Source organism: Phenylobacterium composti DSM 19425, assembly GCF_059568645.1.
Map to the genome: position 1 here is coordinate 211,697 of NZ_JCANTT010000011.1, position 21,659 is coordinate 233,355.

Annotated in this window: 22 protein-coding genes and 2 tRNA genes; 8 read left to right on the forward strand and 16 right to left on the reverse strand. The window is 68.2% G+C overall.

Features of this window, described 5'->3' with window-relative positions; genetic code table 11:
- The first annotated feature begins 5 nt into the window (after nucleotides 1-5).
- Together BO64_RS03990 and BO64_RS03995 are read left to right on the forward strand one after the other, a co-directional pair.
- Nucleotides 6-81 (forward strand) — tRNA-Thr (locus BO64_RS03990).
- Between the two features lie 75 nt (nucleotides 82-156).
- Nucleotides 157-1,797, forward strand: coding sequence for an acyl-CoA dehydrogenase family protein (locus BO64_RS03995; RefSeq protein ID WP_496401983.1), 1,641 nt, complete (start codon nucleotides 157-159; stop codon nucleotides 1,795-1,797).
- On the opposite strand, the gene BO64_RS04000 is transcribed toward BO64_RS03995, so the two are convergent.
- From BO64_RS04000 to BO64_RS04020, 5 genes are all read right to left on the reverse strand, one after another.
- Nucleotides 1,794-2,753 carry an HpcH/HpaI aldolase/citrate lyase family protein gene (locus BO64_RS04000; protein ID WP_496401984.1) on the reverse strand — a complete coding sequence of 320 codons (960 nt, stop codon included), beginning with the start codon at nucleotides 2,751-2,753 and terminating at the stop codon, nucleotides 1,794-1,796. The two genes, BO64_RS03995 and BO64_RS04000, sit on opposite strands and share 4 nt — an antisense overlap.
- A gap of 82 nt (nucleotides 2,754-2,835) precedes the next feature.
- The gene (locus tag BO64_RS04005) at nucleotides 2,836-3,243 is read right to left on the reverse strand and encodes a hypothetical protein (RefSeq protein WP_496401985.1); all 408 of its coding nucleotides are present in this window, start codon (nucleotides 3,241-3,243) and stop codon (nucleotides 2,836-2,838) included.
- Nucleotides 3,244-3,329: 86 nt separating this feature from the next.
- Nucleotides 3,330-4,073: an SIR2 family NAD-dependent protein deacylase gene (locus BO64_RS04010; RefSeq protein ID WP_496401986.1), complete on the reverse strand. Its 744-nt coding sequence runs from the start codon at nucleotides 4,071-4,073 to the stop codon at nucleotides 3,330-3,332.
- A gap of 64 nt (nucleotides 4,074-4,137) precedes the next feature.
- A complete protein-coding gene (locus BO64_RS04015) occupies nucleotides 4,138-4,422 on the reverse strand; it encodes a DUF167 family protein (RefSeq protein ID WP_496401987.1) in 285 nt (94 codons plus the stop codon).
- A 2-nt stretch (nucleotides 4,423-4,424) separates the two neighbouring features.
- Nucleotides 4,425-4,730, reverse strand: coding sequence for a YggT family protein (locus BO64_RS04020; RefSeq protein WP_496401988.1), 306 nt, complete (start codon nucleotides 4,728-4,730; stop codon nucleotides 4,425-4,427).
- A gap of 95 nt (nucleotides 4,731-4,825) precedes the next feature.
- Here BO64_RS04020 and BO64_RS04025 point away from each other — a divergent pair.
- Together BO64_RS04025 and BO64_RS04030 are read left to right on the forward strand one after the other, a co-directional pair.
- Nucleotides 4,826-4,901: transfer RNA gene (locus tag BO64_RS04025), tRNA-Ala, on the forward strand.
- Nucleotides 4,863-5,525 (forward strand): DUF6538 domain-containing protein, encoded by a 663-nt coding sequence (locus BO64_RS04030; protein ID WP_496402449.1) that lies wholly within the window; start codon nucleotides 4,863-4,865, stop codon nucleotides 5,523-5,525. Before BO64_RS04025 ends, BO64_RS04030 begins: the two co-directional genes overlap by 39 nt.
- On the opposite strand, the gene BO64_RS04035 is transcribed toward BO64_RS04030, so the two are convergent.
- A complete protein-coding gene (locus tag BO64_RS04035) occupies nucleotides 5,410-5,784 on the reverse strand; it encodes a hypothetical protein (protein ID WP_496401989.1) in 375 nt (124 codons plus the stop codon). The two genes, BO64_RS04030 and BO64_RS04035, sit on opposite strands and share 116 nt — an antisense overlap.
- A 264-nt stretch (nucleotides 5,785-6,048) precedes the next feature.
- Here BO64_RS04035 and BO64_RS04040 point away from each other — a divergent pair, with 264 nt between their 5' ends.
- On the forward strand, nucleotides 6,049-6,579 hold the full coding sequence (locus tag BO64_RS04040; RefSeq protein WP_496401990.1) for a hypothetical protein: 531 nt from the start codon (nucleotides 6,049-6,051) through the stop codon (nucleotides 6,577-6,579).
- On the opposite strand, the gene BO64_RS04045 is transcribed toward BO64_RS04040, so the two are convergent.
- The 4 genes from BO64_RS04045 to BO64_RS04060 form a co-directional block, all read right to left on the reverse strand.
- Nucleotides 6,576-7,382 carry an ASCH domain-containing protein gene (locus tag BO64_RS04045; RefSeq protein ID WP_496401991.1) on the reverse strand — a complete coding sequence of 269 codons (807 nt, stop codon included), beginning with the start codon at nucleotides 7,380-7,382 and terminating at the stop codon, nucleotides 6,576-6,578. The two genes, BO64_RS04040 and BO64_RS04045, sit on opposite strands and share 4 nt — an antisense overlap.
- Before the next feature lies 1 nt (nucleotide 7,383).
- On the reverse strand, nucleotides 7,384-7,656 hold the full coding sequence (locus tag BO64_RS04050; RefSeq protein WP_496401992.1) for a hypothetical protein: 273 nt from the start codon (nucleotides 7,654-7,656) through the stop codon (nucleotides 7,384-7,386).
- A 2-nt stretch (nucleotides 7,657-7,658) separates the two neighbouring features.
- Nucleotides 7,659-8,756 (reverse strand): hypothetical protein, encoded by a 1,098-nt coding sequence (locus BO64_RS04055; RefSeq protein WP_496401993.1) that lies wholly within the window; start codon nucleotides 8,754-8,756, stop codon nucleotides 7,659-7,661.
- Between the two features lie 96 nt (nucleotides 8,757-8,852).
- A complete protein-coding gene (locus BO64_RS04060) occupies nucleotides 8,853-9,740 on the reverse strand; it encodes a hypothetical protein (protein WP_496401994.1) in 888 nt (295 codons plus the stop codon).
- A gap of 648 nt (nucleotides 9,741-10,388) precedes the next feature.
- Between BO64_RS04060 and BO64_RS04065 the strand changes: the two genes are divergently transcribed.
- Nucleotides 10,389-10,712, forward strand: a complete 324-nt coding sequence (locus BO64_RS04065; RefSeq protein WP_496401995.1) for a hypothetical protein — start codon at nucleotides 10,389-10,391, stop codon at nucleotides 10,710-10,712.
- A complete protein-coding gene (locus BO64_RS04070; RefSeq protein ID WP_496401996.1) occupies nucleotides 10,709-11,317 on the forward strand; it encodes a recombinase family protein in 609 nt (202 codons plus the stop codon). Before BO64_RS04065 ends, BO64_RS04070 begins: the two co-directional genes overlap by 4 nt.
- 536 nt (nucleotides 11,318-11,853) lie before the next feature.
- Here BO64_RS04070 and BO64_RS04075 read toward each other — a convergent pair.
- On the reverse strand, nucleotides 11,854-12,258 hold the full coding sequence (locus BO64_RS04075) for a cupin domain-containing protein (protein ID WP_496401997.1): 405 nt from the start codon (nucleotides 12,256-12,258) through the stop codon (nucleotides 11,854-11,856).
- A gap of 156 nt (nucleotides 12,259-12,414) precedes the next feature.
- Between BO64_RS04075 and BO64_RS04080 the strand changes: the two genes are divergently transcribed.
- The gene (locus BO64_RS04080; RefSeq protein WP_496401998.1) at nucleotides 12,415-13,194 is read left to right on the forward strand and encodes a metallophosphoesterase family protein; all 780 of its coding nucleotides are present in this window, start codon (nucleotides 12,415-12,417) and stop codon (nucleotides 13,192-13,194) included.
- A gap of 12 nt (nucleotides 13,195-13,206) precedes the next feature.
- On the opposite strand, the gene polA is transcribed toward BO64_RS04080, so the two are convergent.
- From polA to BO64_RS04105, 5 genes are all read right to left on the reverse strand, one after another.
- Nucleotides 13,207-16,086, reverse strand: coding sequence for a DNA polymerase I (gene polA, locus BO64_RS04085; protein ID WP_496402450.1), 2,880 nt, complete (start codon nucleotides 16,084-16,086; stop codon nucleotides 13,207-13,209).
- Nucleotides 16,087-16,174: 88 nt separating this feature from the next.
- Complete coding sequence (gene gyrB / locus BO64_RS04090) at nucleotides 16,175-18,598, reverse strand: DNA topoisomerase (ATP-hydrolyzing) subunit B (RefSeq protein ID WP_496401999.1); 2,424 nt, start codon at nucleotides 18,596-18,598, stop codon at nucleotides 16,175-16,177.
- A 218-nt stretch (nucleotides 18,599-18,816) separates the two neighbouring features.
- Nucleotides 18,817-19,362 carry a DUF3617 family protein gene (locus BO64_RS04095; RefSeq protein WP_496402000.1) on the reverse strand — a complete coding sequence of 182 codons (546 nt, stop codon included), beginning with the start codon at nucleotides 19,360-19,362 and terminating at the stop codon, nucleotides 18,817-18,819.
- A gap of 84 nt (nucleotides 19,363-19,446) precedes the next feature.
- Nucleotides 19,447-20,583, reverse strand: coding sequence for a DNA replication/repair protein RecF (gene recF / locus BO64_RS04100; protein WP_496402001.1), 1,137 nt, complete (start codon nucleotides 20,581-20,583; stop codon nucleotides 19,447-19,449).
- 10 nt (nucleotides 20,584-20,593) lie between these two features.
- Entirely contained in the window at nucleotides 20,594-21,529 is a 936-nt protein-coding gene (locus BO64_RS04105; RefSeq protein WP_496402002.1) for a DUF808 domain-containing protein, read from the reverse strand.
- Nucleotides 21,530-21,659 lie beyond the last annotated feature (130 nt).

Below are 21,659 nucleotides of genomic sequence, written 5' to 3' on the forward strand. Positions count from 1 at the left end.
CCTGGGCCGCCTTAGCTCAGCCGGTAGAGCGGCGCATTCGTAATGCGTAGGTCGCGTGTTCGAGTCACGCAGGCGGCACCATCTCTCCTTCTTCAGCTTGTCTTCCCCAGGGCGACCGGGCCATGACCGGCGCGTGAACGCCTGGAGGAGTTGTGCATGGCCGACCTCTTGATCCGCGCTGGGAGCGCCGTGGCGGCCCTGCGCCGCTTCGTGGCCGCTGCCCGGGAGGGCGTGGCCGCGGTGGCGGCGCCGGAGGGGCGGCTGGATCCGGAGCGCCTCGACGCCGCCCAGCGGGGGGTCCATGCCTTCGCCTGGGCCGCGACCACGGTGGAGGCCCTGGCCCAGCTGCACGTGTGGGCCCAGCGCGCCCAGGCGGCCGGCGCCTTGGGCGAGGGCGAGCAGCTGGTGCTGCGCGTGGCCTTCGGGGAATACCTCGCCCAGCTGCTGGGCGGCCTGCCCATGAGCCAGAACGAGCTGGCCCGGCCGTGGGACTATGGCGCTGAGGAGGCCGCCTCGGCCCTGGCGCGCGATCCGGGCGCCGGCTGGTTCCTGGCCAACGGCAACACGCTCGGGGTGCGCAAGGCCCTGGTCCAGAAGCTGGCCGAGGGCTGGCGGCCCTATGAGGGCCTGGGCGACGAGACCCTCGACGCCGTCCGCGAGCAGTTCCGGCGCTTCGCCGCCGAGCGGATCGCGCCCTTCGCCCACCGCTGGCACCTGGACGACGTGCTGATCCCGGACGAGGTGGTCCGCGAGATGGGCGCGCTCGGCGTATTCGGGGTCTGCATCGCCCCCGAATACGGCGGCCTGGGCCTGGGCAAGCTCGCCATGTGCGTGGTCTCGGAGGAGCTGTCCCGGGGCTGGATCGCCGCCGGCTCCCTGGGCACCCGCTCGGAGATCGCCGGCGAGCTCATCTCCACCGCCGGCACGCCGCACCAGAAGCAGCGCTGGCTGCCGAAGATCGCCTCGGGCGAGGTGCTGCCCACGGCCGTCTTCACCGAGCCGGACAACGGCTCGGACCTGGCCGCCCTCAAGACCCGGGCGGTGAAGGCGCCCGACGGCTTCTGGCGGATCACCGGGGCCAAGACCTGGATCACCCACGCCTCGCGCAGCGATCTGATGACGGTGCTGGTGCGCACCGACCTCGACAACCGCGGCCACGGCGGCCTGTCGATGATGCTGGCCGAGAAGACGCGGGGGACGCCGGACAATCCGTTCCCGGACCCGGGGCTGACCGGCAGCGAGATCGGCGTCCTGGGCTACCGGGGCATGAAGGAATACGTCCTCAGCTTCGAGGACTTCGCCGTGCCGCCCGAAGGCCTGCTGGGCCAGGCCGAGGGCCAGGGCTTCAAGCAGCTGATGCGCACCTTCGAGGCGGCCCGCATCCAGACGGCGGCCCGGGCCACGGGCGTGGCCTGGAACGCCTTCGACCTCGCCCTGCGCTACGCCCAGGAGCGGCGCCAGTTCGGCAAGGCGCTGATCGAGTTCCCCCGGGTGGCCGACAAGCTGGCCCTGGCCCTGGTTGAGACGGTGGTGGCCCGGGAGCTCAGCTACTTCGCCGCCCGCACCAAGGACCTGGACGAGCGCTGCGACATCGAGGCCGGCATGGCCAAGCTGCTGGCGGCCCGGGTGGCGTGGTCCAACGCCGACGCCGGGGTGCAGATCCACGGCGGCAACGGCTATGCGCTCGAGTTCGAGATGAGCCGGGTGCTGTGCGACGCCCGTATCCTCAACATCTTCGAGGGCGCGGCCGAGATCCAGGCGCAGGTGATCGCCCGCGGCCTGCTGACCCGGGGCTAGCCGATCCCCAGGCGTTCGGCCTTGGCCACCAGCACCTGGGCCTGGCGGATGGAGGCGGCGTCGACCATGCGGCCGTCGATAGCCACAGCGCCGCGGCTCTGCCGCTCGCCCTCGGCCAGAGCCTCCAGAATGCGCCGGGCGCGGGCCACTTCCTCCGCCGTGGGGCTGAACACCTCGTTCAGCACGGCGATCTGATCGGGGTGGATGGCCCACTTGCCCTCGAAGCCCAGGGCCGAGGCTCGCCGGGCGCTCCAGCGCAGGCCCTCAGGATCGCGGAAGTCGGCGTAGGGGCCGTCCACCGGCCGCACGCCGGCGGCGCGACAGGCCACCACGATCCGCGCCAGGGCGTAGTGCCAGGCGTCCCCGTAATAGGGCGGTCGCGCGCCGTCCGGGCCGGGTTCCGCCAGGACCGCATAGTCGGGCACCGGCCCGCCGATGGAGACGGTCCGAGCTCCGATCGAGGCGGCGTAATCCCCGGGGCCGAAGTGCAGGCTCTCGACCCGGGGGCTGGCGGCGGCGATGGCGTCGACGTTCTGCAACCCCCTGGCGGTCTCGATCTGCAGCTCGAGGCCGATGCGCCGACGGCCTGTGGCGGCCTCGATCTGCGACAGCAGGACGTCGAGCAGATGGACGTCGGCGGCGCTGTCGACCTTGGGGACCATGATCAGGTCCACCCGCGGCGCCTGCTCGGCCACCTCGATGAGGTCGCGGTACATGAACGGGGTGTCGAGGGCGTTGATTCGCACCGACACCGTCCGCTCGCCCCAGTCGACATCGCGCAGGGCCTCGATGACCGTCCGCCGGGCCGCCGGCTTGTCGGCCGGGGCCACGGCGTCCTCCAGGTCCAGCATGACGATGTCGGCGGCGCTGCCCGCGGCCTTCTCGATGAAGCGGGCGGACGAGCCCGGCACGGACAGCTGGCTGCGGTTCGGGCGGGCGGGGCGGTCGTAGGCCATGCGGCGTCGGCTCCGGTCTTGCGGCTCGCCGCTGATTAGACCGAAGCCGTTGGGGAAGGCCACCGCCCCCGGAAGGGCGCCTCTAGAACGGGGCGCAGGTGGTCGGATTGACCGGGGCGGACTCGGTGCGGGTCCACTGGTCGCCAGCCTTGGAGAAGGTGGCGAAGGCCGAGGCGTTCTTGCCCGACGAGCCGTCGGGCGTGGTGGCGGCGAAGCGCATGGCGGCCACCACCTTGGCGGTGACGCCCTGGGCCGCGTCCTCAGCCGTCAGCTCCTGGGCGCCCTTGCAGGTCACCTCGAAGGCCTCGCAGCCCTTGCCGTCGTTCTTGGCGGCGCAGGCGGGATGGGTGTTCTCGATCTCGGTGCGCCAGGCCAGCATCTGGGCGTCGAGGCCCGCATAGGGGTCGGTCGAGGCGGCCCCGCCGCCGCTGGGGCCGCAGGCGGAAAGAGCGAGGAGGCCGGCGAGGGCGGCCAGGGAACGGATCAGCAAGGCGTCAGGACTCCGCGGTCAATGGGCGTCGCGGGCATAACGCGCAGAACAAGGCGGGGGTGCGGCGCCGCTGCGGCGGGGATGAGTCAGTTGGCCGGAACGGCGGCCGTCATCACCGGGCCGATCTCGTCGTGCAGCACGAGGTCGGCATAGGGATCGAGCTCGGTGGGCTCGCGGTTGACGATGGCGAGCCTGGCCCCGGCCCGCTTGGCGAGCAGCGGAAAGCCGGCGGCCGGATAGACCACCAGGGACGAGCCCAGCACCAGGAAGAGGTCGCAGGCCAGGGTCTCGCCCTCGGCCCGGGCCATGGGTTCGGCGGGCATCGATTGGCCGAAGGAGATGGTGGCGGTCTTCACGATCCCGCCGCAGGCGCGGCAGGCGGGCAGGTCGCCGGTGGCCTCGTAGAGCGCCTTGAGATCGGCAAGCTCGTGCCGCAGGCCGCACTCCAGGCAGGTGGCGTAGCTGGCGTTGCCGTGCAGCTCGATCACCTTCTCGGGGGGCACGCCCGAGGCCTGGTGCAGGTTGTCGACGTTCTGGGTGATCACCGCGCTGCAGCGGCCCTGGGCCACCAGGCGGGCCACCGCCATGTGACCGGCATTGGGTTCGCGCCCCACCCAGCCGGCGCGGCCGGAAAACGCCCGCTCCCAGGCTTCCCGCCGCTTCGCCTCGCTGGCCACGAACTCCTGGAAGTAGATGGGCTTCATCTTCGACCAGACCCCGCCGGGGCTGCGGAAGTCGGGGATGCCCGATTCGGTGGAGATGCCCGCGCCGGTGAACACCACCATCCGGCGGGCGTCGGCGATCATGCGGGCGAGGTCGGCGCGGGACATGGGGCAAGGCTAGCGGCGCGCGAGGCGGACCGGAAGCGACCTTGAGGGGGGGCGGCCTGGAGCCTCAGGCCGCAGGCGGCCGGCCGAAGGCGCGGTCGAGGTCGGCCTGTTCCGCGCCCTCGATCTCCAGCCGCTTCACTCGCGCGGTGTCGCCGGCCACGATGCGGACGGCCGAGCGCGGGACCTTCAGGGCCTTGGCGATGACGGTGGTGACGGCGGCGTTGGCGGCGCCGTCGGCGGGGGCGGCGCTGACACGGACCTTCAGGACCGGCCGCCCGGCTTCGTCGCTGGCCCAGCCGTCCACGCCGTCGCGCCCGCCCTTCGGCGTCACCCGGACGGTGAGGCGCAAGGTCAGCCCAGGAAGGCCTTCAGCGGGTTCATCGCCATGGGCAGCAGGTAAATCTTGATCCCCTGCAGCACGAGGATAGCGATGATCGGGCTGATGTCCACGCCGCCCAGCGGCGGAATGATCCTCTGGAAGGGCGCCAGCACGGGCCGGGTCACCGCGTCGAGGAAGCGGACGACGCCATAGACGAACTGATTGCGCAGGTTGATCACGTTGAACGCGACGAGCCACGAGAGGATCGCGCTGACGATGATCGCCAGGATCAGCAGGCCCAGGAGGGCGTCGAGGATGAAGTGGGCGAAGCTGGCCATGCCCCTCGTTTAACGGCCTTTTGGCCGCAAGCAAGGCGCAGTCAGAAAGCACGCTTGACAGCAGCCCCGCCAATCGCCTTATTCCGCGCCTTCCTGGGGCCGTAGCTCAGTTGGTAGAGCGCCTCGTTCGCAATGAGGAGGTCAGGGGTTCGACTCCCCTCGGCTCCACCATTTCCCGCCAAGGGTTTGGTTTGTCTCGGGAAACTGGAAACGCGTGAACCAGCAGCAGCCGATTGCTGCACCAACGTGGTTCACAACCGCCCCTCTGACGGTGAGCTAAGACGTTGCGGCGAAAGGGTTTTTCGCGCGGCGGACTGCTGCACCAGTGTGGTTCACAAACCGTCTGAACGGCCCGCTCCACCGTCGCCACGGTCGGTCGCACTCTCGCGGCGCCAACCGTCTGGCCTGATAGTCAGGGGAAGGGTCTTCTACGTTCGTCTCAGGGTGCCAAGAACGCTCGAAGCGACGGTCGGACGAACGCACGTGTGGCGGTCTCTGAGAACGTCCAACAAGGCTGAGGCGATCCGGGCCGCGCGATTGGTGGCAGGTGACCTCGAACGATGGTTCTCCGGCGCGGAGATGCGGGTTGTGAGCGTGGCTCATCGAGGAGTCTCGGTGACCTGTTTCGACTCTTCCTTACCGATCCCGCGAGGCAGCGCAGTCGCAAGACCGAGATGCACTACGAAAACCTACGGGAGATGGTGTTCGAGTTGTGGGGCAAGGACAGGCCGATCAGCGGCATCGACCGAGAAGCCTGCGCGAAGAGGTCATCGCGCAGCGCGGCTTGCGGTGTGAGACATGCGGGCAGGCGCAGTTGGAACCCCGCGACCTCGCCGCCCATGAGGAATGGGAATACGACACCAGTGCCGATCCGGCCGTCGCCAAGCTGGTCGCCATCCAACTGAGTTGCTGGCTCTGCCACGCCGTCGAGCACTTCGGCGCCACGACCGCGATGGCCGCCTCTGGCGAACTTGGTCGGTTTGCTGTCGAAGACGCCGTCGCTCACTTTTGTCGGCGTAACAATGTCGGCCGGGCCGAGTTCGAAGCGCGCCATCGGGAGGTCTTTGCCGAATGGTCGCGGCGAAACGAGCGGGAATGGCTCGTAGACTGGGGCGCGTTCACGGCGGCAGTCGAGGAGCGAAATCCCGGCGCGAGCGCGATGCGGCGCCGCCTGCCCTTGATCGTGCCTGACCCCATTGAACAAGCCCCTCGGATACCTGAACATTGGGGGAACCAGCCCTCGGGGGACGCCAACGCGATTCGAGCCGTGACACCGGCGCCGGTAGCGCGTGCGACCGCCCGGCCACATCGAGAATCTATGAGCGTATCGCCTAGCTACACGCCCTATCAGGCAGCCTACTTCGCCCACTTCCTCACGCGCGAGGGACTGACCGGCGATGGGCGGACTGACGGCCTCACGCAGTCTCTCTCGGCCGCACGCGTCGATCTCAATCCGCATCAGGTCGATGCAGCGATGTTCGCCATGCGCTCGCCGATCTCGAAGGGCGTGCTGCTGGCCGACGAGGTGGGGCTCGGGAAGACCATCGAGGCTGCGTTGGTGACCCTCGACGACATCGACGGCATCGAAGAGACTGCCGAGGAGTGGCGCGAGGGCGAGCAGGCCGCAGAAGCCGACGCGCTGGAAGACGAGAGCGGCGACGGCCTCGACGAAGTCGATCCAGAGGTCCTGAAGGCCGAGATCGAGGAGCTTGCCTTCCGCCACGACCGGACGATCATGATCCCCGACACGGCAGTCCAGCCGAACGCGACGCTGGATGGACTGCTGGCGACTTACACGCGGACGGCTGACATGGACCTGCGGAGCCGATTCGAGATGAAGGCGGCCTAAGCCGCCTTCTCCAACCTCACGCGATAGCGGTAGGGATCGATGGGCTCGATGAGCACGAAGTCCCCAGCTTGCGCGTCGTGGAGCTTGTAGAAAGCCCCCACCCAGCCGCGCGCGCGGAAGAACTTCTTGTCCTCGCCATCGATGTCGGTGCGGGCTGGTTCAGGACCGCCCCAATCGAGGATCACTTCGCGCGGCGCCGCCTTCGCCCTGTTCGAGCCGCCGATCACGTCGTCGGGGAACTTATGGACGTGGTCTCGAAGGTAGAAGTGCTTGTGGCGAAGGTTGGCTTCCCTGATCTCGATCCTGATCGCGCTCGCGGATGGGGCCGCGCGCGTTGTGGTGGGCGGCGGCGTCGCGCCTCTTGAAGTCACCGGAGGAACGAAGCGAACGACTGCCTCCTCCGCTCCGAGGTCGCCCAACTGCGCGGCGATGGCTTGGCCAACCTCGGCGTCGAGCGCGACCCACGTCACCGCTCCGCTTCGGTGAGTATATGGCACCGGTTTCGGCAGACGCCGCACGTCGGCGATGATCCAAGGCGTGTTCCATTTCGCCACCGCACCGCTGGCGATGAGGTCGGCTGGGATTCGGTGCTTCTCAAACGTGCGGAGCATCTCGGCCGGGCTTAGGGGCGAGCCCACGTCCACCAGCCGCGCCACGCCGTGGATGCAGCCGCTCCCCTTGCGAATGAGGGCGAACCAGCCTCGATGCGAGGTGCTGCTCGACCGCATCTCCCACGTCTTGGAGCCGTCGAGAATGTGGCCGATCCACGGATCGGCGAGGATGAGTCCCTTGCTGATCTGCATCTTAGTCCCGGTAGGCCAAGGTGATGACGGTGCCGTCGTCAGCCACGACCATGTAGGTGCGCTTGAGTTGGTCCATCTTCTTGAGCGGCCATGAACCGAAGAGACGCTCAACGTCCTTCCACGACTTCTTGTCGAAGGAGTAGCTGTCGGCGCCTCGCCCGGCTCGGCGACGCGTGCCGAACTCGGCGAGCAACCACTGGGCGATGTCAGGAATGCTGCGGTCGCGCGCGCGTTCTGCCGCATGTTGCGACATGACAAAGGGGCGAGCTTCCATGGTCACAGGCCCTGAAGCTCGGCGCGACGAACGCGCTTCCACGTCTGCCCCGTGACGATACCCCACTTGCCGCTTTCGAGGTTCGGCCGCCGCCAGCGGGGCGTTTCCATCTTACGAAGCTGATCGAGTGCAGCGTCGTAGTTCGGGATCACCTGCTCGGCGCCCTTCGCGCCGATGGTGTAGCCGCCTGCGTGGTCCTTCCCAGCCCGGTGCAAACTCGGCACAAACATGGTTCCGTCGTTGGCGACGGGGACAAACACGAAGTCCTCGACGAACCGGTCGGGCTCGGTGGCTTCGAACTCGATGTCCTCGCCCCATTCCGGACCAAGCGGGTAGATCGAGGCGACCTGCTTCCAGATCGAGGGACGATAGTCTCGGGTCGCCAGCCACGTCTCGCAGGACTCAGGGCTGATCAGGCCGTTCTTGTCCACGACCGGCGCCTCGTCGGTCTTGGCGTAGATCGCGTTCTGGATGCGCTTCGGCGTGACAGCCGACAACAGCGCAAGCTCTTGGATGGTGATCGGCTGGCCCTGATCGAACTTGATCCGGGCTCGGGCGAGGTTCCGCGTGACGAGAATCTCGCGAAGGCTGGCGCCACCATCTGCCGTCCGGGGCGCGAGCCGCTCAAGAAGATCGATCTTCTGGCAAACGCTTTCGACCCACGTGGGCATGTCCTCAGCAGCCGCCAATCGGGCGAGCAGGTGCTGCGCTTCAGGCAGATGGCGCCGCTCAGAGGCCGCAAACCCCCAAATCGGATGGATGCCGAAATATCCGAAGGCGTTGAGGTCGTGGAGTTCGTCAAGGAACGGCGGCGTGGAGCTTGCGTCCCAGCCGTTGATCTCTTCCCATGTCTCCCGCCAGTTGAGGTCCACCCCATCCTTAGCGAGCTTGCCCCAGTCCCACTCGCGACCAACGCCGTGCGCGATGATGCGTCGGAGCGCGGTCATCGCCAGAGGCGCCTCCACGCCCCCAAACATCAGGTCGAGTAGCTCGCCGGTGACGGTCAGCGTGCGGATGGCTTCGTCCTGTTCGTAGAAGCCGTAGTCCTCCTCGAACTCGGCGAGGCGGCTCTCAAAAACGTCTCTAAGGCTCTGGCCCATGTTTTCCTTGGCAAGTCAGCTTTCCGATATCCCCATACAGCATGGGCGCAACCGCGCTGTCAAGCGTGGGCAACGCAGCCTGCATCATTGCCCACGCTAAGTGGCTTTCCACGGCAGCCGACCGTCGCGGTCGGGTAAAATCTGCCGCGCGATCCATCTCCAACCGCGAAGCTCGATCTCGCCAACCGTATGGTCGCGCAGGAGGCGGGCGGCTGCGGTGTCCGTCGCCTTCGCCTTCATCGACGCGCGCCGCTTCTTCGTGATCGGCTTGCTCGGCGCGCGAGGCTGGCGGGCCTGAAGGTAGGCAGCGACGCTGTTGGGGTTGGAAGCCGCCAGCAGAGCCTGCTTCGCCAGCGTCGCGTCCACATCCAGCGCGGCGCCTTCGAGTTGCGTCAGCGTGACGGTCTGATGCGGCGGGGCGAAGATGAAATCACCGGGGTCGTAGATGCTGAGGTCCGCTTGGCCCCCGAACGCGGTGCAGTTCAGGTAGAGCGCAAGCCGCAGCATTTCCGAGCGGCTGATGTCCCGGCTGGTCTCGACCACCACTCGAAACTTCGGCTTGGCGGCAGCGTGGCTGAAGCTGGAATACATGAAGTAGCTGAGCGGACCGTCGAACGCGTCGAGTCTCGCCGCCACGTGCTCCATGGTCACGATGGGCTGGCCGGGAGCGGCGTTGTCCACGTCGGCATAAAAGATCGAGAGCCGGTCCGCCTCTTCCGCGCCAACCCGCCAGTTGCCGTGCTTAGTGACCTCCGTGCCGTCGGGGCGGCGGTAGACCCGGTCGCTGGGCATGAACAGGGTCGGCACCCACCCGAAGCATTCCAACTTGCTGGCTTGCTCATTCGGATATTGCAGGCCGATCACGTAGTTGCGAAGATCGGCGAAGGAGTTGAACGCCTCAAATCCGGCGATCTCGTTCATCAGAAGTTGGGGCTGGTTAGTCGATTTGTTGTGGTAGATGTGGCCGAGTGTGCTGACCACCATTTCTCGGTTACGCACTTTGATAATACCGTAGTTAGATTTCTGCGTCTTAAATGGTTTGTCTCTGCTATTTATCCACAATAATCTAACAGCCGCGCGATCCCCAATATTTTTCTAACTGCGCGATGAAGAAAATCTCCTCCACGCTTTCCCACTATTTTTCTAACGTTTCATCTAAGACTCCGGCCGGGGATTCTTCGTTAGAAAACTGGTCTACAAGTCATCCGGTCATTGAAGTGGCGTGTGATTTTCCAGTGGGCACATGAATCCCGGCCGCGCCCTGAACTTCACTTGGTAAGCGCACGAGGCGGGATCGGCAGGCTGAGGACCGAGCGTAGCGAGGACCGCAGGCCGTCAGCCGATCTCGGCTCGTCGCAGGCGGGCGCGAAGGCGGCTGCCTCTCGGGTCATTCTTCGTGGCGTTGGCCCCCATCAGACCCGTTCTCCGAAACCCCTCTGAAAACCGGCCGTGGGTGCGCTCGAAAACATCTGCCTTAACAAGGGCCGCGCAACATCCGCCAACCCGGCTTCTGGCGTCGCGCACATCATCTGTTTCGGAGCACGTGCCCGAAATGGCGCGGCATGTTTTTGATGACAGATGGCCGATCCGTGAGAGCCTGAAGCTCGAACCTCAACAGCTTCAGGAGAACGGATGACGGCGTGGCTGACGTTGGCGACTGGCGCGGATCGCTGGGAAGAGGGACCGCGCGGAGGCTACCGCCTTAAGACCGAGGGCAAGCTCTGGCTGATGACGTGGCCCGACGAGCAGGTCGTCATCTTCAGCCAAATCCACGGCCCCTTCGTCATTCTCAGGCCCGAGATCGCCAACTGGTGCTTCGAGCACATCCGCGCCTACCGGATCGTCGAGCATGTCCCCAAGGGTCGGTTCGGCCCTGACGAAGAGGACAGTTGGCGGATCGAGTTCAAGAACGACGGCGACATGCTGCTCTTCAAGGCGACGTGGGGTGAGCAGTGACCAAGCGCATCGCCATCTACGCCCGCGTGTCCACCGACCGGACCCAGACGGTCGAGAACCAACTGCGCGAACTCCAAGAGGTCGCCCAGCGGCAAGGCTGGATCGTCACGGCCGTCTTCACCGACGAAGGCATCTCCGGAGCCAAGGGCCGCGACAAACGCCCCGGCTACGACGCGCTGCTGAAGGGGATCGCCCGCAAGGACTTCGAGATGGTCGCCGCATGGAGCGTGGACCGCCTTGGCCGATCCCTGCCCGACCTTGTGGCCTTCCTGAACGACGCCCACGCCAAGGGCGTGGACCTCTACCTGCATCAGCAGGGGCTCGACACCTCGACACCTTCGGGCCGGATGCTCTTCCAGATGCTGGGCGTCTTCGCCGAGTTCGAGCGTGCCATGATCCGCGAGCGCATCCTCGCAGGGTTGCGGAGGACGATGAAAAAGAGCGGCCGCAAGCCCATGCCCGAGGACCGTGTGGAGGCGATCAGGAGATCGTTGCTGGACGGTCTGGGCATCCGTGCAACCGCCCGCCTGCACAAAGCCTCGACCACCACGGTGACGAAGATCGCTCGCGAGGTGGCTACCCCTCAGGAGCCTCTCGCAGCGTAGGCGGACCGTCTTCGAGGAGAGGGTCTGCGCACGCATCCGCCTCCTCCTGCGCAAGCTCCCTCATCGCCATCCGGGCCAAGGCGCCGATTAGCGGCGAGAGGATTTCCAACTCCTCCGGGGTGATGTGCGCCGCTGGCTCCACCACGTCCTCAGAGCCTCGTCGCACACCCATCCGCCACCCTCCGACCGACTCGTCGGATGATGCGCGCACACCATCACCACGGTCGCGCACATGCCCACCAAAGAGCCCGATAGCACCAACTACGAAACGGTTGATGACGGTCAGCCGCAGCCGTCAGATACCGACGCCGCGAGTCTCCCCTCGGCTCCACCAATCCTTCCGGATTGGTCCCCCAGCGACGCTGAATTGTCCGGCAAGATCAAACCGAAGCAGGTCGCGGAGTTTCGGCCTGGAAGCGCGCGCATACACGCGCTGCGCCGTTGATCCACAAACCGCGAAGTATCCGGACAGCATTGGGGCGTCCATGGCCGTCGTGGCGGCATGGACGCCCTGAGGCTGAGGCCCGGGCCTCGTCCTATTCCGTGGTTTCCGTGGTCGCGCCGTCGAAGTGCTCTTCGGCGGCCTCGGCGTCGGCCTTGGTCTTGTGGACTATGCCGTCCCGGTGATCCGGCGGCCCGTAGATCGTGTAGAGCTTGAGCGGCTTGTCGCCGGTGTTGACGACGTTGTGCCTGGCGCCCGCGGGGACGATGATCGCGTCGTCGCCCTTGATGTTCGTCCGCACGCCGTCGATCCAGACCTCGCCCTTGCCTTTCTCCACCCGGAAGAACTGGTCGTGGTCGGCGTGGACCTCCTCGCCGATCTCCTCGCCCGGCTGGAGGGCCATCAGCACCAGTTGGAGGTGCTTGCCCGTGTAGAGAACTCGCCGGAAGTCCTCGTTGCCTTTCGTGAGTTCCTCGATGTCCTCGACGAAGCCCTTCATCTGCGCGTCTCCTTCTCCGTGCCCTTCTGTATGGCCGCAGCAGGCGACCGGGCCATGACGAGAGTCAATTCCATCGGGCGAGGCGTTGGCCAGATGACGGCCGGCTGATCGGCGTTCGTTGTACGTCGGGCTTCGGGTTCCTATTCTTCACTTCGCATGTTCGGCCTCTTGCGCAGGAAATCCCCCAAGGCGCGTCCGTCCACGGGCGGGCGGCTGGTCTATGCGGTGGGCGATGTGCACGGCCGGCTCGACCTGCTCTCTCCCCTGCTGCGCGACATCTTCGAGGACGCCCTGGCGACGCGCCCGGCCGAGCGGCCGCTGCTGGTCATGCTCGGCGACTATGTGGACCGGGGGGGCGACTCCAAGGGCGTGGTCGACCTCCTGCTGCAGATGCAGGGCGAGGGGCGGTTCGAGACCCGCGTCCTGAAGGGCAACCATGAGGAGGCGCTGCTGCGCTTTCTGGACGATCCCGACTTCGGACCGGTGTGGATGGACAATGGCGCGGGCCCGACCCTGGCGTCCTACGGCGTCCAGCCGCCGGCCGCGCGCACCGACGCTGAAGCCTGGCGGCGGGCCCGGGACGCCTTCGCGGCGGCCCTGCCGGCGGCCCACCTGGCCTTCTACAGGACGCTGGAGCTGATGGCGGAGGCGGGCGACTACGCCTTCGTCCATGCGGGGGTTCGCCCGGGCGTGCCCCTGGAGGCCCAGGCCGAGCGCGACCTGCTCTGGATCCGGCAGGAGTTCCTGCAGGCCACCCAGCCGTTCGGCAAGGTGATCGTCCACGGCCATACGCCGAGCGAGGAGCCGCAGCTGCTGCCCAATCGCCTCGGCGTCGACACCGGGGCCTACGCCACGGGCGTGCTCACCGCCGTGCGCCTGGAGGGCGAGCACCAGCGGCTCATCCAGCAGCGCGCCCAGCGGCCCGTGGCCGCGTAAGGGCCGAGCGACCTAGTGCGCGTCGTCCCAGTTGGCGGCCGCGCGGGCCTCGACCACCAGCGGCACCGACAGCTGCAGGGCCGGCTCGGGGGCGGTCTCCATCACCTTCTTGGCCACGGCGATCACCGCCTCGGCCTCGGCCTCGGGCGCCTCGAACACCAGTTCGTCGTGCACCTGCAACAGCATCTTCGCCGACAGGCCGGCCGCCTTGAGGGCCCCTGGCATGCGGACCATGGCCCGCCGGATCACATCCGCCGCCGCCCCCTGGATCGGGGCGTTGATGGCCGCCCGGTCGGCGAAGGCGCGCTCGGCCTGGCTCTTTCCGCGGGCGGCGGGGATATGGACCTTGCGGCCGAAGATGGTGGTGACGAAGGCCTCGGCCCGGACCTGCTGCTGCATCCGGTCCATGTAGGTGCGGATGCCCGGGAAGCGTTCGAAGTAGGTCTTGATGTAGGCGCTGGCCTCGTCGCGCGGGATCGAGAGCTGGTTGGCGAGGCCGAAGGCCGAGATGCCGTAGATGATGCCGAAGTTGATGGCCTTGGCGCGCCGCCGGGTCTCGGCGGGCATGCCCTCCACCGGCGTCCCGAACATCTCGGAGGCGGTCATGGCGTGGATGTCCAGGCCCTCGGCGAAGGCGCGCTTCAGCTGCGGGATGTCACCGATGTGGGCCAGGAGGCGCAGCTCGATCTGGCTGTAGTCGGCGCTGATCAGCACATGGCCGGGCTCGGCGATGAAGCAGCGCCGGATCTTGCGGCCCTCCTCGGTGCGGATCGGGATGTTCTGCAGGTTGGGGTCTTCCGACGCCAGACGGCCGGTGGTGGCCGCCGCCATCTTGAAGGTGGTGTGGACCCGGCCGGTCTTCGGGTTGATCGCCTCGACCAGATTGTCGGTGTAGGTGCCCTTCAGCTTGGAGAGCTGGCGCCAGTCCAGCAGGGTGCGCGGCAGCGCATGGCCCTGGGCGGCCAGGTCCTCGAGCACCGAGGCGTCGGTGGAGGCCGCGCCGGTGCCGGTGGCCTTGCCGGCCGACAGGCCCATCTCCTGATAGAGGATCTCGCCGATCTGCTTGGGGCTGCCGAGGTTGAACGGGCGGCCGGCTAGGCGATGGGCCTCGGCCTCCAGCTCGGCCATGCGCACGCCGAAGTCGTTGGACAGTTCGCGCAGGCGCTGCGGATCGACCTTCACCCCGGCCAGTTCCATGTCCACCAGCACCTTGGGCAGGGGGCGCTCGGTGGTCTCATAGACGTTGGCCAGCCCCTCGTGGGCCAGGCGCGGCTTGAGGTGCTCCCACAGGCGCAGGGTGACGTCGGCGTCCTCGGCGGCGTAGCAGGTGGCCTCGCTCAGGCCCACGTGCTTGAAGCTCTTCTGCGCCTTGCCGGTCCCTGCCACGGACTTGAAGCTGATCGGCTCATGGCCCAGCCAGGTCCGGGACAGGTCGTCCATGCCGTGGCTTTTCCGCAGGCCGCCTTCCAGCGTGAAGCTGATCAGCATGGTGTCGTCGATGGGGGCGACCTCGACGCCGTGACGCTTGAGCACCGCCATGTCGTACTTGGCGTTCTGCGCCACCTTCAGCACCGCCGGATCCTCCAGCAGCGGCTTCAGCTTGGCGATGACCGTCTCCAGCGGGATCTGGGTGAGGTCGTCGGCGGCCTCCAGCGCCAAGCCGTCGGCCTCCGCATGGCCCACCGGGATGTAGCAGGCCTCACCCGGGGCCACGGCCAGGGAGATGCCGCAAAGGCCCGCGGAACTGGCCGACAGGGCGTCGGTCTCGGTGTCGAAGCCCACAACGCCCGCGGCGAAGGCCTTGGCGATCCAGGCGTCCAGGGTGGCCTCGTCGCGCACGCAGACATAGCCGTTCACGTCCACGGCCGGGTGCTCAGGCCCGGTCCGCGCCTTCGTCGCCTCGGTGGTCGCCGGAGCGGTCCCCAGCGGCGGCCGGTCGCCGACGGGCGCCTTGCCGTCGCCGACCCGGCGCGCCAGCGTGCGGAACTCCATCTTCTCCAGGAAGGCCGACAGCACCGCCGGATCGGGATCGTCCACTACGAGGTCGTCGATCGGACAGGGCAAGGGCGTCTCGCAGTCCAGCCGCACCAGCTCCCGGGACAGGCGGATCTGGTCGGCGTACTGGATCAGCGTCTCGCGCCGCTTGGGCTGCTTGATCTCGCCGGCCCGGGCCAGGAGCGTGTCGAGGTCCCCGTACTCGTTGATCAGGGCCGCCGCGGTCTTGATGCCGATGCCCGGCGCACCCGGGACATTGTCGACCGAATCGCCGCAGAGGGCCTGCACATCGACGACCTTGTCCGGCGTTACGCCGAATTTCTCGACGACCTGCTCGATGCCGATGCGGACGTTCTTCATGGTGTCGAGCATGAAGACCTGCGGGCCGACGAGCTGCATCAGGTCCTTGTCGGACGAGATGATGGTCACCTCCCCGCCCATGTCGCGCACCTTGCAGGCATAGGCGGCGATCAGGTCGTCGGCCTCGTAGCCCGGCAGCTCGAGGCTGGGCACGCCGAAAGCCTGGGTGGCCTCGCGGACCAGCGGGAACTGGGGGACCAGGTCCTCTGGCGGCGGCGGCCGGTGGGCCTTGTACTGGTCGTAGAGCTTGTTGCGGAACGTCTGCTCGGAATGGTCGAAGACCACGGCCAGGTGCGTGGGCGCGTCCGCCTGGCTGCGCATCTCCACGAGCAGCTTCCAGATCATGTTGCAGAAGCCCGCGACGGCGCCCACCGGCAGGCCGTCGGACTTCCGCGTCAGCGGCGGAAGCGCATGGAAGGCGCGGAAGATGTAGCCCGAGCCGTCGACCAGATAGAGCCGGATCTTCGGCCCGTCCTGGGTCGGTTCACGGGGAATCTCGCCCAGGGACTTGGGCGTGGCGTCGAGCGTGTCGGTCATGAGGGGAAGATAGGGCGGCGGCGGGGCGAGGTCACCCATCGAGAGGCCTCGCCCGCGTCTTCCCCGCGGGTCTGGACGAGCAGCCGGACTAGACGTCCACCTCGGCGTCCAGGGCGTTCTCCTGAATGAACTCCCGCCGCGGCTCGACCAGGTCGCCCATCAGGCGGGTGAACATGTCGTCGGCGGCGTCGGCGTGGGCCACCTTGACCTGCAGCAGGGTGCGGGCCTCGGCGTCCAGGGTGGTTTCCCAGAGCTGCTCGGGGTTCATCTCGCCCAGCCCCTTGTAGCGCTGGATGGAGAGGCCCTTGCGGCCGGCGTCCATCACCGCGCCCACCAGATCCAGCGGGCCGCGGACGGTGGTGGTCTTGTCCTTGCGGGTGAAGGTGGCGGGGCCGGGGAAGATCTCGGCCAGTTCCCTGGCCCGTTCGGCCAGGCGGCGGGCGTCGGCGGCCTGCAGCAGGACGTCGTCGAGGACGATGCGTTCGGACACCCCGCGCCGGGTGCGGCTGAAGACGTAGCTGGACTGTTCGCGCACGCCTTCCCAGGCGCCGTCGCCTTCCTCGGCATAGAGGTCGAGGCGTCTGGCCGCCGCGGTCGGATCGCCGCCGCCTTCCTGGAACAGCCCGGCCAGGGCGGCCTGCTCGATGGCGAAGGCCGGGGCGCGGGCCGACAGCCGATCCACATTGGCCCGGGCGCCGCGCGAGGCGTTCACCAGCCGCAGCAGGTCCTGGCCGCCGAGCTGCTCACCGGAGGCGAGCCGCAGGACGGCGCCGTCGACGCCTTCGTCGATGAGGTAGGCCTCGAGCTCGCTGTCGTCCTTGAGGTAGCGCGATGACTTGCCCTTGGTCGCCTTATAGAGCGGCGGCTGGGCGATATAGAGGTAGCCGCGCTCGATCACCTCCGGCATCTGCCGGTAGAAGAAGGTGAGCAGCAGCGTCCGGATGTGGGCGCCGTCCACGTCGGCGTCCGTCATGATGACGATCTTGTGGTAGCGCAGCTTCTCGATGTCGAAGTCGTCGCGGCCGATGCCGGCGCCCAGGGCGGTGATGAGGGTGCCGACCTGATCCGACGACAGCATCTTGTCGAAGCGGGCGCGCTCGACGTTCAGGATCTTGCCGCGCAGGGGCAGGATGGCCTGGTTCTCACGGTTGCGCGCCTGCTTGGCCGAGCCGCCGGCCGAGTCACCTTCCACCAGGAACAGCTCGGACTTGGCCGGGTCCTTCTCGGAGCAGTCGGCGAGCTTGCCGGGCAGGGAGGTGATGTCCAGGGCCGACTTGCGGCGCGTCAGTTCGCGGGCCTTGCGCGCCGCCTCGCGGGCGGCGGCGGCCTCGGCGATCTTCTGGACGATCATCTTGGCTTCGTTCGGATGCTCCTCGAACCAGGTCGAGAGGCCCTCGCTCACGAGATTCTCCACGGCCGGGCGCACTTCCGAGCTGACCAGCTTGTCCTTGGTCTGGGACGAGAACTTGGGGTCGGGCACCTTCACCGACAGGACGCAGGTGAGGCCTTCGCGGGCGTCTTCGCCCGACACCGAGACCTTCTCACGCTTCGTCGTGCCCGAGGCCTCGGCGTAGTTGGTGATGATCCGGGTCAGGGCGGAGCGGAAGGCGGCCAGGTGGGTGCCACCGTCCCGCTGCGGGATGTTGTTGGTGAAGCAGAGGACATTCTCGTGGTAGCCGTCGTTCCACCACATGGCCATGTCCACCTCGACGGTGTCCTTGCGGCCGCGCACCACGATGGGCGCCTTGATGAGCGGGTGCTTGGCCTTGTCGAGGTGGCGCACGAAGGCCTCGATGCCGCCCTCGTAGCTCATCACCTCTTCGAACGGCTCGGCGCCGCGATAGTCCTTGAGCCAGATGGTGACGCCCGAATTCAGGAACGCCAGCTCGCGCAGGCGGTGCTCCAGCGTCTTCAGGTCGAACTCGATGAACCGGAAGGTGTCGGCCGACGGCAGGAAGGTGACGTGGGTGCCGGTGAGGAACTCGCCGTTCTCGCGCAGCGGGGCCTTGCCGGTGACCGCCAGTGGGGCGACGGCGTCGCCGCGGCGGAACTCCATCTCGTGCTGCAGGCCGCCGCGATAGATCTTCAGCCTCAGGAAGTCGGACAGGGCGTTCACGACCGAGACGCCCACGCCGTGCAGGCCGCCCGAGACCTTGTAGCTGTTCTGGTCGAACTTACCGCCCGCGTGCAGCTGGGTCATGATGACCTCGGCCGCCGAGACGCCTTCGCCCTCGTGGATGTCGGTGGGAATGCCGCGGCCGTCGTCGGTGACGGTGCAGGAGCCGTCCGCGTTCAGGATCACCTCGACGCGGGTAGCGTAGCCGGCCAGGGCCTCGTCGATGGCGTTGTCGACCACCTCATAGACCATGTGGTGCAGGCCCGAGCCGTCGTCGGTGTCGCCGATATACATGCCCGGCCGCTTGCGCACCGCATCCAGGCCCTTGAGGACCTTGATCGAGTCCGCGCCATAGTCGGCCGCGCCGTTGCCGTTCTGCTCGACTTCTTCGCTCATATCGCGTCCAGCTGGGGCGCCGTCCTGCGGGCCCGATGGCCAGCGTTGCCTTAAGCGCCTGGTGCGAGGCCGCCGCGCTGGGCGCGGAGCCTAAGGATTCCCCTCACCTATATAGGGCTCCAGGCTGATTCTGCACGCGATTCAGCGCCGCAGCCGGGGCTGCGGCGCCGGGATCTGCTCAAGGGTGGACAGGCGGTCGCGACGCGCCGGACGAAAGACTAGTCTTCCACCTCGTCGCCGGGCTTCATGCCGGCGGGACAGGCGCCGACCCAGCGGGCGTTCATGGTCACTTCGTTGCCGCTGCGGGCCCCGTCCGGCATGACCACGAACAGCGCGAGCTTCATGTTCCAGTTGGTGGACGAGCCCGACATGGTCATGTCGGTTTCGGTCTTCACGCCGCCCTGGTCGCACACCGCGCGCAGCTTGATTCCGCCGGGGCCGCTCGAGCGGTCCATCTTGCAGCCAGGGGCCTCGCGGGTGAGCATCTCGCGCACGTCCTCCCGGGCTTCGGCGCCCGTGCAGACCTTGCTGACCTCGCGCTCGCCGTCCTCGATCCGGGTGACCTCCCACAGGCCCTCGCGGAAGCGCGGCACGCCGTCCGCGCCCAGGCTCAGCGTCCCCTCCGAGGCCGTGGCGGCGGCAGGCGTCGCATCGCCCGTGGCGGCCTCTGTCTGGGCGTCCGACTTCGAGCCGCAGGCGGCGAGGCCCAGGACGGCGAGGGAAACGGTGAGCATGCGCATGATCGGGGGGCTCCGGTGCTTCATCGAAACCTCCACCTTTGGGGCATGGACGTCCATGGGTGAAGTCGCATGCGGTAAATCGCGCGCCGGTTGCGACGAGCGGGCGATCTAGGCCACGGGCGTCAGGCCGGACAGCTCGGCTCGGAACCCCTGGGCCCGGCCCGCCAGGGCTTCGAAGAGATGGTCGTCGGTGCCGGTGAGGAAGGCCTGCAGGCCCAGCACCTCGATCTCATCGAACAGGGCGGCCCGGCGGGTGCGGTCGAGGTGGGCGGCCACTTCGTCCAAAAGCAGGATTGGCGCCGGCTGGCCGTCCGCGCGGGCGAGGCGCGCAGCCTGGGCCAGCACGAGGTTGAGGATCAGGGCCTTCTGTTCGCCGGTGGAGCACTCGGCGGCCGGACGGTCCTTGTCGGCGTGGACGACGGCGAGGTCTCCGCGATGCGGGCCGGTGAGGCCACGGCCGGCGGCGGCGTCGCGCTCGCGCCCCGCAGCCAGCGCCTTGGCTAGCCGGGCCTCGATCTCGGCGAAATCGGCGCCCGCGCCGGCCAGCTGTTCCCACTCCCCGGTCAGGGATAGCCGGGCCTGGGGGAACGGCCGCTCGCCGCGGGTGTCGATCTCGGCCTGGAGGGCGGCGACGGTGCGGGCCCGGGCCTCGGCCATCAGAGTTCCGGCTTCGGCCATGCGCGCTTCGAGGGCGTCGAGCCAGGCCGGGTCGGCGGGACCATCGGCCAGCAGCCGCATCCGCTCGCGCAGGGCCTTCTCGTAGGCCTGGACCCGGGGCGCGTGGCCGGGGTCGGCGGCGAAGACCAGCCGGTCGAGGAACCGCCGCCGATCGCTCGCCCCTTCCAGGAACAGGCGATCATGGGCGGGGGTCAGCCACACCTGCCGGACGTGTTCAGCCAGGCGTCCGGGCGGGGCCGGCTCGCCCTCGACCCGCACCACCCGCCGGGCCGCGCCGGCCAGTTCGACGCCGGTGCCAAGCCGCGTCTGGTCGCCCTCGACGTCTATGGTCGCGGAGACCGCCCAGGCCCGCCCGACGGCCTCGCCCGGCAGGCGCCGGCCGACCTCCGCGATGCTGGCGCCCCGGAGACCCCGACCCGGGATCAGGAAGCTGACCGCCTCCAGCAGGTTGGTCTTGCCCGCGCCATTGGGGCCCGCCAGCCACACCGGCCGTCCGTCCAGCGCCAGCTCGGCGGCGGCGTAGGAGCGGAAGTCGGTCAGGGTCAGGCGGATGAGGGCCGTGCGCACCTTGGGGGTCTTAGCCGTGGCGCTTGGGGGACGCCAGATGAAGCACGCCGGCGACCAGGCCGCCGACGACCAGGCCCAACACGGCCGAGAGCAGAGCGAACACCAGCCAGCCGGCCGCCGGTCCCACCAGCGGCAGGTGTGTGGCCGGCCCGGTGAGGGCATGGGTCAGCTCGGGGAGAACCGGGGCGTGGTAGTGCTCCAGCCCGTGCAGCAGGATGCCGCCGCCCACCCACAGCATGGCGCCGGTGCCGATGGTGGACAGCCAGGTCAGCACGGTGGGCATGCCGCGCACGAGGGCCGCGCCCAGCCGCCTGACCAGCCGCCGTTCGCTGCGGGCGAAGTGCAGGCCGATGTCGTCCATCTTCACGATCAGGGCGACGACGCCGTAGACGCCGGCGGTGATCAGCAGGCCTACGAGCGCCAGGGCTGTGGCCTGCACCGGCAGCGGCCGGTCCGTGACGCTGGACAGGGAGATGGCCGTGATCTCGGCCGAGAGGATCAGGTCGGTGCGGATGGCGCCCGACACCTTGGCCTTCTCAAGCTCGGCCGAGCCCAGGGCGAGCTCCTTGGCCTCATCGGCGGTGTCTTCATGGCGCACCGCCTCGAGGATTTTCTCGGTCGCTTCGAAGGCCAGGTAGGCGCCGCCCAGCATCAGGATCGGCGTCACCGCCCAGGGGGCGAAGGCGCTGAGCAGCAGGGCGCCGGGCAGGAGGAACAGGAACTTGTTGCGCAGAGAGCCGAGCGAGATCTTCCAGACGATCGGCAGCTCGCGGTCAGGGGTGAAGCCGGTGGCGTAGCTGGGAGTCACCGCGGTGTCGTCAACGACCACGCCCACGGCCTTGGCCCCGGCCTTGCCGGCGGCCGCCGAGACATCGTCCAGGGAAGCGGCGGCTACCTTGGCGATCGCGGCCACGTCGTCGAGGAGGGCGACCAAGCCCGACGCCATCAGAACTCTCCTGTCAGAGCGCCTTTGCAGGCGTCGCACCTAACGCGCCGATCACGTCCGATTTCCGCGAGCGGCGTGTCACAAGCCTTCCCATATCAGCGTCCTGGCAAGCTGAACCACGGACAGGGAA

Excerpts from the sequence above, each read along its gene's own strand:
- BO64_RS04035 (WP_496401989.1), bottom strand. The coding sequence starts at position 5,784 with ATGGCGCGCTTCGAACTCGGCCCGGCCGACATTGTTACGCCGACAAAA.
- BO64_RS04055 (WP_496401993.1), bottom strand. The coding sequence starts at position 8,756 with ATGGGCCAGAGCCTTAGAGACGTTTTTGAGAGCCGCCTCGCCGAGTTC.
- BO64_RS04030 (WP_496402449.1), top strand. The coding sequence starts at position 4,863 with ATGAGGAGGTCAGGGGTTCGACTCCCCTCGGCTCCACCATTTCCCGCC.
- BO64_RS03995 (WP_496401983.1), top strand. The coding sequence starts at position 157 with ATGGCCGACCTCTTGATCCGCGCTGGGAGCGCCGTGGCGGCCCTGCGC.
- BO64_RS04095 (WP_496402000.1), bottom strand. The coding sequence starts at position 19,362 with ATGAAGCACCGGAGCCCCCCGATCATGCGCATGCTCACCGTTTCCCTC.
- BO64_RS04010 (WP_496401986.1), bottom strand. The coding sequence starts at position 4,073 with ATGTCCCGCGCCGACCTCGCCCGCATGATCGCCGACGCCCGCCGGATG.
- BO64_RS04075 (WP_496401997.1), bottom strand. The coding sequence starts at position 12,258 with ATGAAGGGCTTCGTCGAGGACATCGAGGAACTCACGAAAGGCAACGAG.
- BO64_RS04060 (WP_496401994.1), bottom strand. The coding sequence starts at position 9,740 with ATGGTGGTCAGCACACTCGGCCACATCTACCACAACAAATCGACTAAC.
- BO64_RS04065 (WP_496401995.1), top strand. The coding sequence starts at position 10,389 with ATGACGGCGTGGCTGACGTTGGCGACTGGCGCGGATCGCTGGGAAGAG.
- BO64_RS04080 (WP_496401998.1), top strand. The coding sequence starts at position 12,415 with ATGTTCGGCCTCTTGCGCAGGAAATCCCCCAAGGCGCGTCCGTCCACG.
- polA (WP_496402450.1), bottom strand. The coding sequence starts at position 16,086 with ATGACCGACACGCTCGACGCCACGCCCAAGTCCCTGGGCGAGATTCCC.
- BO64_RS04000 (WP_496401984.1), bottom strand. The coding sequence starts at position 2,753 with ATGGCCTACGACCGCCCCGCCCGCCCGAACCGCAGCCAGCTGTCCGTG.
- BO64_RS04045 (WP_496401991.1), bottom strand. The coding sequence starts at position 7,382 with ATGCAGATCAGCAAGGGACTCATCCTCGCCGATCCGTGGATCGGCCAC.
- BO64_RS04050 (WP_496401992.1), bottom strand. The coding sequence starts at position 7,656 with ATGGAAGCTCGCCCCTTTGTCATGTCGCAACATGCGGCAGAACGCGCG.
- BO64_RS04040 (WP_496401990.1), top strand. The coding sequence starts at position 6,049 with ATGAGCGTATCGCCTAGCTACACGCCCTATCAGGCAGCCTACTTCGCC.
- BO64_RS04105 (WP_496402002.1), bottom strand. The coding sequence starts at position 21,529 with ATGGCGTCGGGCTTGGTCGCCCTCCTCGACGACGTGGCCGCGATCGCC.
- gyrB (WP_496401999.1), bottom strand. The coding sequence starts at position 18,598 with ATGAGCGAAGAAGTCGAGCAGAACGGCAACGGCGCGGCCGACTATGGC.
- BO64_RS04020 (WP_496401988.1), bottom strand. The coding sequence starts at position 4,730 with ATGGCCAGCTTCGCCCACTTCATCCTCGACGCCCTCCTGGGCCTGCTG.